9 protein-coding genes are annotated in these 12,684 nt (G+C 48.5%); 6 read left to right on the top strand and 3 right to left on the bottom strand.

Annotation, left to right across the window (positions count from 1 at the left end):
• Nucleotides 1-186: 186 nt before the first annotated feature.
• The gene (locus FN001_RS04205; RefSeq protein ID WP_142410929.1) at nucleotides 187-1,620 is read right to left on the bottom strand and encodes an amino acid permease; all 1,434 of its coding nucleotides are present in this window, start codon (nucleotides 1,618-1,620) and stop codon (nucleotides 187-189) included.
• 634 nt (nucleotides 1,621-2,254) lie between these two features.
• On the opposite strand from FN001_RS04205, the gene FN001_RS04210 reads away from it, so the two are divergent.
• Nucleotides 2,255-3,562, top strand: a complete 1,308-nt coding sequence (locus FN001_RS04210; RefSeq protein WP_142410930.1) for a putative ABC transporter permease — start codon at nucleotides 2,255-2,257, stop codon at nucleotides 3,560-3,562.
• A 140-nt stretch (nucleotides 3,563-3,702) separates the two neighbouring features.
• Here FN001_RS04210 and FN001_RS04215 read toward each other — a convergent pair whose 3' ends face one another.
• Complete coding sequence (locus tag FN001_RS04215) at nucleotides 3,703-4,083, bottom strand: desulfoferrodoxin family protein (protein WP_118298811.1); 381 nt, start codon at nucleotides 4,081-4,083, stop codon at nucleotides 3,703-3,705.
• A gap of 392 nt (nucleotides 4,084-4,475) precedes the next feature.
• Between FN001_RS04215 and tnpA the strand changes: the two genes are divergently transcribed.
• Together tnpA and FN001_RS04225 are read left to right on the top strand one after the other, a co-directional pair.
• Nucleotides 4,476-4,916 carry an IS200/IS605 family transposase gene (tnpA, locus tag FN001_RS04220; RefSeq protein WP_142410931.1) on the top strand — a complete coding sequence of 147 codons (441 nt, stop codon included), beginning with the start codon at nucleotides 4,476-4,478 and terminating at the stop codon, nucleotides 4,914-4,916.
• Nucleotides 4,879-5,997, top strand: coding sequence for an RNA-guided endonuclease TnpB family protein (locus FN001_RS04225; protein ID WP_142410932.1), 1,119 nt, complete (start codon nucleotides 4,879-4,881; stop codon nucleotides 5,995-5,997). The genes tnpA and FN001_RS04225 overlap by 38 nt, the downstream gene beginning before the upstream one ends.
• Before the next feature lie 445 nt (nucleotides 5,998-6,442).
• Here the strand turns inward: FN001_RS04225 and pckA are convergent, their stop codons facing one another.
• Nucleotides 6,443-8,047 carry a phosphoenolpyruvate carboxykinase (ATP) gene (gene pckA, locus FN001_RS04230; protein WP_118298810.1) on the bottom strand — a complete coding sequence of 535 codons (1,605 nt, stop codon included), beginning with the start codon at nucleotides 8,045-8,047 and terminating at the stop codon, nucleotides 6,443-6,445.
• 435 nt (nucleotides 8,048-8,482) lie between these two features.
• Here pckA and FN001_RS04235 point away from each other — a divergent pair, with 435 nt between their 5' ends.
• The 3 genes from FN001_RS04235 (at nucleotide 8,483) to FN001_RS04245 (ending at nucleotide 12,680) form a co-directional block, all read left to right on the top strand.
• Complete coding sequence (locus tag FN001_RS04235; RefSeq protein ID WP_118607238.1) at nucleotides 8,483-8,980, top strand: MarR family winged helix-turn-helix transcriptional regulator; 498 nt, start codon at nucleotides 8,483-8,485, stop codon at nucleotides 8,978-8,980.
• A 128-nt stretch (nucleotides 8,981-9,108) separates the two neighbouring features.
• Complete coding sequence (locus FN001_RS04240; protein ID WP_142410933.1) at nucleotides 9,109-10,926, top strand: ABC transporter ATP-binding protein; 1,818 nt, start codon at nucleotides 9,109-9,111, stop codon at nucleotides 10,924-10,926.
• Nucleotides 10,923-12,680: an ABC transporter ATP-binding protein gene (locus FN001_RS04245; protein ID WP_142410934.1), complete on the top strand. Its 1,758-nt coding sequence runs from the start codon at nucleotides 10,923-10,925 to the stop codon at nucleotides 12,678-12,680. Before FN001_RS04240 ends, FN001_RS04245 begins: the two co-directional genes overlap by 4 nt.
• Nucleotides 12,681-12,684: the final 4 nt, after the last annotated feature.

The raw sequence follows: 12,684 nt of genomic DNA on the forward strand, positions 1-12,684 counted from the left end.
CCTTAAGGGGTAGCGACGAGTCAAGAGCAATATGGCTTGAACGGAGCTGTGGGAAGACTGCGTAAGCAGGATTCCCATAGCTGAAAGAGAAAGCCAGCGCCTTGAGACGCTGGCCTAGTAACGGTGGGCTTATAGCCCTAGTGCAAACCACCCTTTTGAAGGGTGGTGGTGACTTTTAGATGAAAATTATTTTGCTTTCGCAGTTTCCCGCTTTTTGATCTCCGGTAAGATCAGACCAAGTGCTGTGAGCACTACCGGTGTGATTACATTTAATGCTGTGGAAGCGATATCGCCTTCAACATACATTCCGAGGAGACAGCAAGCTGCGGTTACGAAGAAGCACCAGCCGCCTGCAACAAGGGCAACTGTCTGGTTCTTTGTAAATTTGTACTCCGGGTTGAACTTGTTGAGGGATTTTCTGAGAGCAATGTATGCTGCGAATACCCACAAGTAACGAAGCGGCATGGTTACAGAGTTCAGTTTGTTTAACTGAGTCAGAACGGATGCAGCACCCGGTACGAAGGACTGGATCAGGATGATGCTGCCGGATAAGCAGATAACCATCTTGATACCGTTGATGTATGCGCCATGCTCATTCTTCTTTAAGAGGCCGGACGGAACGAACTGTCTTGCGTCCTCGTTGTCAAGAAGTATACGAAGCGGAGCGTCGATACTTAATACAAGTGTGGAGAACTGACCGATGGCGTTGCATGCTGCGTAGATAACGAGCAGGAGGTTGCCAACATGATAGTACTCACCGAGCTTCTGGAAGGACCAGTAAGCGCCGTTGGAAACGTAGGACTTGAAGCTGTCTGTGCTCTCGTTGATGACAGCCGGATCAAACATCATGCCCATCGCGATACTTCCGAGGATCGCGCAGACCATAACCATAACGGCTAACATGATCATACCCTTCGGGAATCCCTTGGACGGATCTTTTACCTTATTTACATAAGGGGAGATCTTCTCGCATCCGCCGACTGCGAATACAAGGATGGAAAGGGATGTGAAGTAGTTCACGTTGAACTGCGGGATCAGACCTTTTACTGTGTAATCAGCAGATACGAAACCGCCGTTCGGGTTGATGACCGGTGCTGCGAACATCATTAAGATGAACAGGATGGACATTACGAACATACTGGAACCAGCGATCGTCGCTAATTTCTTTAACGGGTTTAAGCCGCGGCTTGCAACCCAGCAGAAGAACAGGAACACAGCGAGTGTTGCCATCTGTACAGCGATCGTCGGGAATGTGTCGTAAGTGGAGCCGTTCTGGAATACCATCCAGCTTAATGCCTTTAATCCGCCGCTTCCTTTACTTGCGATGTAAGTTACATGGCAAGCCCAGTAAGTCCAGCCAGCGTAATAAGCGCATTTCGGGCCGATCGTTTCGTGGATCCAGGAGCTCACGCCGCCGCCGGACTGTTTGAACGCGGAGCCGAGCTCACCTACCATCAGGGCATACGGAACGAAATAGAGAGCGAACATCAGAATCCAGCTGAAGATTACCTGTACTCCGTTGAAGTAAACGAAGCCATTCAGCACGTTTCCGAATCCCCAAACCGTGGAGAATGCCATGAAGGCCAGGGTGTACCAGTCGATTTTCTTGGTGTTTTCCATAAGAGACCTTCCTTTGATATAAAATTGTATTTGTCCGTTTGACACGAACCTATTTAGTATAACATAAATTTTTGAAAAGATGAACCATTTATTATAAGGAAATAAATGAGATTTGGTTAATAAAATTCGGCGAAAACTGGATACAGCGTGAAAAAATGCAGAGTTCAGATGAGATTATAAAGGAAAAAACAGGATTCCGGAAAAATAAAAGGGAGATTACAAAAGGGGAGCGAAAAAGTAAGAGCGAACAAGATCTGAATGTCTTTGCTATACGGATAAATGTGAAATACTGGCGGAAAAATCGGAAATGGATGCGGAATACCATCAGAAATTTCCTGACGGATCCATCCCGGAGGAGAAAATATTACAAAAATATCCTTTATTTTGGTAGGTAAATAGGAAAAAAACAGAATAAAAGAAAACTGTAACTGCGGATGCAGGGATTATTTTGTGGAAATTGGATTTCCGGTTTTCTGATTATGTGGTAAAATAGTAAAATATCTATTCAGACGAAGCCGGAGAGGCGGATCGGATGGGAGAAAGAAGAGGAAGACTATGAGGGGATGAAAAAGCCTGCAGGATATTATTGATGCGGTGGGAGCCGTGAAATTACAGAGAGGACAGGTGATGAAGGATGGGATATTCCGGATATGAGTGGCTGTGGCTGTTTTTTGCCTACAGCTTTTCCGGCTGGGTTCTTGAGACCGTGACAGCGGCGGTGAGGCAGAAACGCTTTGTAAACAGAGGCCTTGTAAACGGACCGCTCTGTGTGATCTATGGAATTACCGGATCTGCACTGATGCTGGTATGCAGAGACCTCAGGGGGATCTGGCTGTTTCTTGGAAGTATGATCTTTTCCACGCTGGCGGAATGGATCGCCGGTCATGTGATCGAAAAAATGTACCATGAGCGCTGGTGGGACTATTCTCATGTGAAATGGAATCTGGATGGCTATATCTGTTTTCCGGTCTCCGTGATCTGGGGTATTCTGGGATTTGTCACCATGCGATGGGGAGCGCCGCTTCTGATTGGCGTATTCCGGATGATCCCGGTGACTCCGGCCCATCTTGTGATCTGGATCCTCAGCGGGATCCTGATCCTGGATGTCGCGGCAACTCTGTGCATCCTGTCCGGAAGAAGCCGGAGGATCCGCCAGTGGCAGGGCGTTGACTCCTGGCTGACCGGTGTGAGTTCCAGACTTGAGCGCCGGATCTACGGCTGGGTGGACCGAAGGATCCAGAATGCGTACCCGGAAGCAACTTACCGCAGGGAGCTTCAGGCCGAGACCGAGCAGAGAAAGACCGTCTTTGCCTACGGACTCTGTTTCTACAAGATCGCACTTTTGCTTGTTGTCGGCGCATTTTTGGGAGATATCGTGGAGACGATCTTCTGCCGGCTGACGGCAGGAATCTGGATGAGCCGGAGCAGTTTTGTCTGGGGTCCGTTCAGCATTGTCTGGGGAGTGGCTCTCGCGGCGGCGACGATGCTTTTGTACCGCTACCGGAAATATTCGGACCGCTTTCTGTTCTTTATGGGCACATTTTTAGGAGGCGCGTATGAATATACCTGCAGCGTCATGACGGAGATCATGTTCGGAAAAGTATTCTGGGACTACAGTAAGATCCCGTTTAACCTTGGCGGGCGCATCAACCTTCTGTACTGTTTTTTCTGGGGGATCGCGGCGGTTGTCTGGATCAAAGGGGTTTACCCGGTGATGTCCGCCTGGGTCGAGAAGATCCCGATCCGCTTTGGGAAGATCGCGACATGGCTGCTCCTTGTCTTTTTCTGTGTGGGTATGGCGGTTTCCGGACTGGCGTTGATCCGGAGCAGTGAACGGGAAAAGGGAATCCCGGCGACATCGTCCTGGCAGCAGGAGATGGATGAGCATTATGGGGATGACGTGTTGAAAAAGATCTATCCGAATGCGCTGAAGGTGGATTAAGGGAGAAAAAGTTAAGATGGATAAAGAAAAGCAGCAGCAGATCAAATATCAGCTGCTGCTTTTTAAAACGCGCATTTTTGAGGGCTGCCGGGGCAGCTTCCGTTGTTTTTATGAGAGAGAAGCTTCGGGCAGTGCGGGAGTTATGCTTCCGCTTTCCAGAGTCCATGAAGATTGCAGTACTCATAAACTGCGATCAGCTTTTCACCGTCAGCGAGGAAGAACTCTGCTTCTGGTTTATCTTCCGGAGTAAGAGAACGGCAGTGGGTTCCGAAATTTGTCTCGATCAGGATCCACTGGATATAGTGTTTTTCCATCATCGGATGTTCCACAGAGCCGACTTTTACGGAAACTTTATTTCCGTTTACTTCGAAGGCCGGGACATGTTTTTCGTGTGCACCGTCCGAAGTGCCGGGGATCAGTTCCGTCATTTTCTCTCCGCAACAGACAACCGGGACGCCGGAATCGTTCATTTTTGTGATGATATTTTTGCAGTGATTGCAGATATAGAATTTTACGCTCATAGAGGACCTCCTTGTGAATAATCTAAAATAATAATAGTAACTGTTACTGATATAATACCATAAGAAATACCATATTGCAAGGATTATTTAACAAGAATCAGCAAGAATTCTCCCACCTCTATAGATGGTGAGATGAATTGCTATCTCTTGCATAGTGCCATAGTTGGCATGTAAATATCAGATTATTGCACATAACTGTGCTGTGTATTGTAAACTTCTCATATATTGATTTTTGCAGTCGTGCTATATCATCAATTCTGCATACAATGAATAAGCCTGAAGGGAAAATAGATTGCAGATTAAGCAGAACAAATGTTCTGAAATGTAATAGACAAATGATTTCATTTGTGATATAATTAAATCAGTCGAAATAGAAAGAAAGGCTGATAAATATAAGAGAACTTGACAATAATGCACATTCAGTATTTTTACTCTATTATCATCTGATTCTGGTCGTAAAGTACCGGAAAAAGGTCCTGAATGATCCGATCTCGGATCGCGCACGAGAAATCTTTGAATATATCGCGCCCAAATATCATATCACCCTGGAAGAGTGGAATCACGATGAGGACCATGTCCATATCATGTTCCGTGCCCATCCGAAGTCGGAACTCAGTAAATTTATCAATGCCTATAAAAGTGCCAGCAGCCGTCTGATCAAAAAAGAGTATCCGGAGATCCGGCAGAAGCTCTGGAAGGAAATGTTCTGGAGTCAGAGCTTCTGCCTCCTGAGTGCCGGCGGAGCTCCGATCGAAGTGATCCGTCAGTACATCGAGACACAGGGGGAGAAAAAATATGAACGTAGTATACCGGTTTCGGATCTATCCCAATAAAATACAGCAGGAACTGTTTGCAAAAACATTTGGATGTGTCAGGTTCGTATATAACCGGATGCTGGCAGAAAAGAAGGAATGCTATGAAAAGACCGGAAAAAACCTGAAGGTCACTCCGGCAAAATATAAGGCAGAATTTCCATGGCTAAAAGAAGTGGACAGCCTTGCTCTGTGCAATGCCCAGCTGCATCTGCAGACTGCTTATAAAAACTTTTTCCGGGATCCATCGTTTGGATTTCCAAAATTCAAGTCAAAAAAGAATCCTGTTAAAAGCTATACCACAAACAGTGTAAATGGAAATATCCTGTTAAAAGAGGGGAAGCTGAAGCTCCCAAAGGCAGGCTGGATCCGGATCCGGCAGCATCGTAAGATCCGGGGAGATGCCTGCCTGAAAGGCGCAACCGTCTGTATGGAAGCTGATGGTCGGTATTATGTTTCTCTTCTGTATTTTTGTGAAGAAAAGCCGGTGGAAACAAGGAACATAAGGCAGGCCGTCGGACTCGATTTTTCCATAAAAGAACTATATGTAGATTCCAATGGAAAACATGCAGGTTATCCGCACTATTTCAGAAACAGCCAGGAAAAACTGGCGAAAGCGCAGAGAAAACTGAGCCATTGCCGGAAGGGGAGCAATCGTTATAAAAAACAGCAGAAAAAAGTGGCGCGGATCCATACACATATCGCTCACCAGAGAAAAGATTATTTGCATAAAGAATCAAGAAAGATAACCAATTTCTATGATATCGTATGCATCGAAGATCTGGATCTGAAGACGATGAGCGGGGAACATCATTTTGGAAAAAGTGTCCATGATAACGGCTGGAGAATGTTCACAGATTTTTTGCAGTATAAACTGGAACGGGAAGGAAAGAAACTTGTCCGCATCGACCGCTGGTATCCCAGTTCCAGAACATGCAGCTGTTGTGGAAAAATAAAACATGATCTGAAACTGGAAGATCGGGTATATCTTTGTAACTGTGGAAACCGGATGGACCGTGATGAAAATGCGGCAGCCAACATCTGTCGGGAGGGTCTGAGAATATCCGGGATCATATTAGAAAAGAGCGAAAAAGCATCATAAAAAGATATCAGCCAAAAAGAACCGTGGGACACACGGGGATCGCTCGTGAATGCTTTGCCCAACGGGGCAATCGAACGAGAAGCCCTCACTTCAAGCGTGAGCTAAGTGGTGGGAGTATGTCACAAATAGAATAAGATTTTTAGCTCTCAGTCTGTATTTGTTGGGAGTCAGAAGAATAAATTTACAGGCTTATGATTTATGGAAAGCCACAGCAGCAAAACACAGGAAAATCTGGCTACAGGATCACACCGTGGATTTTCCGGGTTATGTGAGAGTACAGAGTGGAAAACCGGAGAAAGGATCGATAAAAAGAAGTGCTGGGAACGGGAAAAAGAGCTTGGGACAGAAGAGGGAGTTTTGTCCGGCTGAGATAAAAAAAGGACGCTGCAGATTTTGCAGCGTCCTTTGAAATTGCGAAATGGAAGCAGTTCCAATAAATTTAAGATCAGATCTGCGGGCCAGCGGCAACAAGTGCTTTGCCGGCTTCGTTGCTCTCGTATTTTGCGAAGTTCTTGATGAATCTTCCGGAGAGGTCTTTTGCTTTCTCTTCCCAGTCAGCAACGTTTGCGTATGTATCGCGTGGGTCGAGGATCTTGGAGTCAACGCCCGGAAGCTCGGTCGGAACTTCGAAGTTGAAGTACGGGATCTTCTTTGTCGGAGCGTTTAAGATATCGCCATTTAAGATCGCATCGATGATTCCACGGGTATCTTTGATGGAGATACGTTTTCCGGTTCCGTTCCAGCCTGTATTTACGAGGTACGCCTTAGCGCCGCTCTTTTCCATCTTCTTAACGAGCTCTTCCGCATATTTTGTCGGATGGAGTTCGAGGAATGCCTGACCAAAGCAAGCGGAGAAGGTCGGTGTCGGCTCTGTAATTCCACGCTCGGTTCCGGCAAGTTTTGCTGTGAAACCGGACAGGAAGTAGTATTTTGTCTGCTCCGGAGTCAGGATGGATACCGGCGGAAGTACGCCGAATGCATCTGCGGAGAGGAAGATCACGTTCTTTGCTGCCGGACCTGCGGAGATCGGGCGGACGATATTTTTAATATGGTCGATCGGATAGGAGACACGGGTGTTCTCAGTTACGCTCTTGTCAGTGAAATCGATCACGCCGTCCTTGTCGAGAGTTACGTTCTCGAGAAGAGCGTTGCGCTTGATCGCATTGTAGATATCCGGCTCGGAATCTTTATCGAGGTTGATAACCTTCGCGTAGCAGCCGCCCTCGAAGTTGAATACTCCGTTGTCGTCCCAGCCGTGCTCGTCATCACCGATCAGGAGACGTTTCGGATCTGTGGAAAGAGTTGTCTTACCGGTTCCGGAGAGACCGAAGAAGATTGCGGTGTTCTTGCCTTCCATATCAGTGTTTGCAGAGCAGTGCATGGAAGCGATGCCCTTTAACGGAAGGTAGTAGTTCATCATGGAGAACATACCTTTCTTCATTTCTCCGCCGTACCAGGTGTTGATGATAACCTGCTCGCGGCTTGTGATATTGAAGACAACGGCTGTCTCGGAGTTTAAGCCGAGTTCCTTGTAGTTCTCAACTTTTGCCTTGGATGCGTTGTAAACAACGAAATCCGGCTCGAAGTTCTCGAGTTCTTCAGCAGTCGGTTTGATAAACATGTTCTTTACGAAGTGTGCCTGCCATGCGACCTCAACGATGAAACGGATCGCCATGCGGGTATCTTTGTTTGCGCCGCAGAATGCGTCGACAACGAAGAGTCTCTTATTGGAAAGTTCTTTTAATGCGATATCTTTTACTGCCTTCCAGGTTTCCTGAGAAGCCGGATGGTTGTCGTTCTTGTATTCGTCAGATGTCCACCATACAGTATCTTTGGAATTTTCATCCACAACGATAAATTTATCTTTCGGTGAACGGCCGGTGTAGATACCGGTCATAACATTAACTGCTCCGAGTTCGCTGACCTGTCCTTTTTCATAGCCTTCGAGTTCCGGTTTCATTTCCTCCTCGAATAACATTTCATAAGACGGGTTGTAGACGATCTCTGTGGTTCCGGTGATGCCATACTTGCTTAAATCAATCTTTGCCATCGCTTATCTAACCTCTTTTCATAAATTTGATGAAAATTTTGTACATGTTCAGATTTGAACAGGTACCATTACCTGGAATTTTTACAGGCAATAATGATATCTTTCAATTCCATTATACATGAAAATTGGACAAAATCAACAACAAAATAGCAAACTTTGTTAAAATAATATCATTCTTTTGCTGCGATACGTTTCTTGCACTGAAATTCTAAGAAAATAAAGGAAAGACGTTATTTTCGAAGGAAAAGAAACAAATTGCAGTTGACAAAATTAGATAGTTGCACTATCATCCAAATTGGTTGATAGTACAACTAAAAAGTATACATCTGCGGGCGGGACCGGAGATGGCTGCAATAGCGGGAGAAGCGCATAGAGCGCGTTTTGAACAGGCGGAAAGGTTTGACGGAAAGAATTCTGCCAGGAAGGAGATCATATATGGATCAGACGGAGAGAAAGATGACGAAGATCGCCCGTGAGGTCGGAAAATTTACGGTGCAGACGATGAAAGAAGAGGGGATCGGAACGGCGGAATTTGATTTTATCCATCTTGTCCGCCACAATCCGGGGATCACCCAGACGGAGGTCCGAGAAAAGTTAAAGATCGATAAGGGCGCCGCGGCAAGACGGGCGGCGAGTCTCGAGGCGAAAGGGTATCTGGAACGGAAGCCGAATCCGGCGGACGGCCGGAGCCAGCTGCTCTTTGCGACGAAGAAGGCGGAGGAGCTGAAAAATTCAAAGGCGGAGATCGAGACGATCTTTTATGAATGGCTTTTAGCCGAACTTCCGGAGGACGAGAGGAACAGATTCTGCGAGACACTCGATAAGCTGTACTTGCGTTCAAAAAATGAGAGGCGTGCAGGGTTTGAAACGGTCTCTAAGCTCGTCGCAGAGCGGCAGAAAGAGGGAAAAGAAACAGAATCCGGAGATTTCTGATCTCTCAGAATGGAAAACTTTAAAAGCGAATTCTGAAAGAGAAGATTGTTGTCACGAACACTGCGGCCGGTATACAGACCATCAGAAGGAACAAGCAGTGAAGCATGACAAAAGAGGAAACGATCATCATGAATAAAAAGAAACTTCATCCGGACCGGATCCTGGATTATTTCCGGGCGGAATGGAAGGTCCTGGCACTGATCATGGTGTCTGGACTGATCTACAATCTGGGGCTCATGGCGGGACCATGGTTTGAGGGAAAAATGGCGGGCTGCCTGATGAGGATCCTGAGCGGGGCGGAGCGGTTCCCGGCAATGCTCCGGCTGGCGTCTGCTTACGTGATCGTGATCGGGCTGGTGCAGCTGGCCAGATACATCAAGCGGTTTTATGTGCGCCGGTTTGCCAACAATGTGAACAGGAGGATGAAGAGGATCCTCTACCGGACGCTGGTACATAAATCGCGTGTGGAGCTGGAGAAAGAGGGCGCGGGAAATGTCATCACGAAGGCGATCTCCGATGTGGACGACTGCGTGGAAGGCATGAGAAAGTTCACGACGGAGATCTTTGACACGGGCGTGGCGCTTCTCGGCTATATGGGAATGCTGTTTTACTACGACTGGAGACTTGCACTCTGTTCACTGATCTTTCCGCCGTTTTCCTATATTATTGCGGAGAAGATGAAACGGATCGTCCAGAGAACGGGAGCGGCTTACAAGGAACAGACCGGAAAGCTCAATGCGGCAACTCTGGACCGGATCACAAACGCGATCACATACCGGGTGTTCGGATGTGAGAAGGAGCGGGGAGAAGATTATGAGGTCCATCTGAAAGAGTATGAGCGTGCGGCAGTCAGGGCCAATATCTGGAACGCGGCTCTGCCGCCGGTCTACAAGGTGATCGCGATGGCGGGGACTGTGATGATCCTGTATTTTGGCTCTAAGAACATCCTTGGAAGCGGCTGGACGAGCTGGGATGTCGCAGCATTTACGACCTTCCTCGCGTGCTATACGAAGCTCTCCGACAAGTCCTCGAAGGCGGCGAAACTCTTCAACGCGGTCCACAAGGCACAGGTGTCCTGGAAGCGGATCCATCCGTATATGGAGCGGGCTGCTCAGGCTGCGGAGGAGGATGAGATCGCGGAGCAGACTGAAAAATTCAGTGCAAAAACAGGCGAAAGTCATACGGAACACGGTGTCATTTCCGCAGATCATCTGACATTCAGCTATCCGGGCAGTGCGCCGATCTTTGAGGATCTTTCCTTCACCGCGAAACCTGGACAGATCATCGGCATTACCGGTCCGGTGGCGTGCGGAAAATCAACGCTCGGAAAGATATTTCTCTGCGAATATCCGTATGAAGGCCATCTGACATATGGCGGCAGAGAACTCTCCTCCTGTACGGAACAGGAGCTGAGCAGACTCATCGGATATCTCGGACATGATCCGGAACTTTTGGGCGACAGCATCAGAAATAATGTTCTTTTGGGAGATGACAGTGATGTCTGGACATGGCTGCGGGCTGTATGCTTTGATGAGGAGGTCCGGGAGATGGAGGACCGGGAAGATACGGTTGTCGGAAACAGCGGCGTCCGTCTCTCCGGCGGTCAGGCGGCTCGCCTTGCCCTGGCGAGAACGCTGTGCCACGGAAAGCCGGTGATGATCCTGGATGATCCGTTCTCGGCTCTGGACAGGAGCACGGAGAAACAGGTGTTTGAACATCTGAAGGAGCTCTCGAAGGACCGGATCGTATTCCTGATCTCCCACAGACTGTATCTGTTCCCGGAGTTCGACCAGGTGATCTGGATGGAACACGGGACGGGAACATGCAGCACGCATGAGAAGCTGATGGCAGAAAATAAACAGTATGCCGAGTTGTATCACGCGCAGGCTGCGGAGAAAGAGTCTGATGGGAATGAAAATAGTGGGGAAAGGAGGAAAAAGCAATGAGTGGAAAGAAGAATATCAGTGCGGCATCGATCATCGGAAAAACGGTCATGCGGGAAAAATGGCTTTCCATCGGGATCGTTCTGACGGTGACGGGAGCGGTTGTCGTTTCTCTGCTTCCACCTCTTGTTCTCGGAAAAATCATTGACCGGATCGCCGGCGGGAATTTTTCGGGATTTTCCATGGCTGCGGAGTATTTTCTGCTGATCTTCCTGACCGGGGCGTTGGAGTCCCTGAGAGAGAGCTTCCTCACTGTCTTTGGTCAGAAGATGACGTATTCGTTCAGGAGCGAGCTCTCCGATAAGTTTGTCCGACTGAGTGCAGACACATTAAATAAGGAAGAACCAGGAGCTGTGGTTTCCAGGTTTGTCGGCGATGTTGACACCGTGGAAGCGCTGTTTACCTCCGGGATCATCAGCATGTTCGCGGATGCATGCAGAGTCGTCAGCATTTTTGCGGTGATCTGGTTCCAGAACCGCGGACTCGCACTGCTCTTGATCGTTCTGATCCCGGTGATCTTTGTGTTCACGAGGATCGTACAGAAGCGGATGCTCACGGCGCAGCTTGCAAACCGTGTGGCGGTGAGCCGTGTCACAAACCATGTTCCGGAGACGATCCGCTGTATCCGGACGATCCATACGCTTGGAAAAGAGACGTACATGGAGAAACGGTATGATGACTATATCGGGGAGAGTTATTCCGCGATCGAGAAGACAAACTTCTACGATGCAGTCTACTCACCGGTGATCCTGTTCCTCAACGCGGTCGCCGTTGCAGCCGTGATGCTGCTCGCCGCGTCCGGAAATGCGAAGGTCCTGGCTTTGTTCGGCATGTCCGTAGGAACGTCGGTTGCAGTCATCAATTATATTTCCCAGGTATTCTCCCCGATCGAGAATCTCGGAATGGAGATCCAGACGATCCAGTCGGCGGTTGCCGGTGTATACAGGATCAATGAGTTCCTGGCGAAACCGGAGAGGGAGAGCATGAAGGAGACCATGCCGGAAAATTCCGGGAAATCGGAGCCGGGAAAAGAAAAGGACAGAGAGACTGATACCGGAGATGAGCGGAAGGAAAAGAAGAACACAGAAGGAAAACCGTGCATGGATCACGGGGGATCGAAAGAAGAACCCTGTGTAGAATTTAAGAATGTCACGTTCGGCTACGATGACCATGTTGTTTTGAAAAATTTAAGTTTCGCGATCTACCCGGGCGAGCAGGTGACGCTGACGGGGCGCACCGGCACCGGAAAGAGTACGATCTTTAAACTCCTTCTGGGACTTTACCGGCCGAATTCCGGTGAGGCGCTGATCGAGGGCGAGGAGGCATACCGGATCCCGGACAGGGAGAAGCGGACGAAGTTTGGTTATGTGGAGCAGTCGTTCCACATGGTCCCGGGGACGGTGCGCGACCAGATCACGCTGTTTGATGCGGCGATCGGGGATGAGGAGGTTCAGGCAGCTGCAGAGCTTGTGGGACTTCACGAGACGATCATGGGACTGGACCAGGGATATGACACGTTATGTAAACCGGAAATCTTCTCTCAGGGACAGTGGCAGCTTTTGTCTATCGCAAGGGCGGTTGCGGGAGAGCCGAGGATCTTGCTTCTCGATGAGATCACGGCGAATCTGGATGCAGATACGGAGGAGATGGTGCTCCGGGCGCTGAAGAGTGCGTCTGAGGGGCGGACGGTGATCTCGATCTCGCATCGGGTTTATCAGAGAGATGCGGGGGAGAGAATCAGGTATTTGGAGATTTGATTTT

It is taken from the genome of Clostridium sp. Marseille-P7770, assembly GCF_902143525.1.
Taxonomy (GTDB): Bacteria; Bacillota; Clostridia; order Lachnospirales; family Lachnospiraceae; genus Pilosibacter.

Coding starts and splice junctions, on each gene's coding strand:
- FN001_RS04205 (WP_142410929.1), bottom strand. CDS start 1,620: ATGGAAAACACCAAGAAAATCGACTGGTACACCCTGGCCTTCATGGCA.
- FN001_RS04210 (WP_142410930.1), top strand. CDS start 2,255: ATGGGATATTCCGGATATGAGTGGCTGTGGCTGTTTTTTGCCTACAGC.
- FN001_RS04215 (WP_118298811.1), bottom strand. CDS start 4,083: ATGAGCGTAAAATTCTATATCTGCAATCACTGCAAAAATATCATCACA.
- FN001_RS04225 (WP_142410932.1), top strand. CDS start 4,879: ATGAACGTAGTATACCGGTTTCGGATCTATCCCAATAAAATACAGCAG.
- pckA (WP_118298810.1), bottom strand. CDS start 8,047: ATGGCAAAGATTGATTTAAGCAAGTATGGCATCACCGGAACCACAGAG.
- FN001_RS04235 (WP_118607238.1), top strand. CDS start 8,483: ATGGATCAGACGGAGAGAAAGATGACGAAGATCGCCCGTGAGGTCGGA.
- FN001_RS04240 (WP_142410933.1), top strand. CDS start 9,109: ATGAATAAAAAGAAACTTCATCCGGACCGGATCCTGGATTATTTCCGG.
- FN001_RS04245 (WP_142410934.1), top strand. CDS start 10,923: ATGAGTGGAAAGAAGAATATCAGTGCGGCATCGATCATCGGAAAAACG.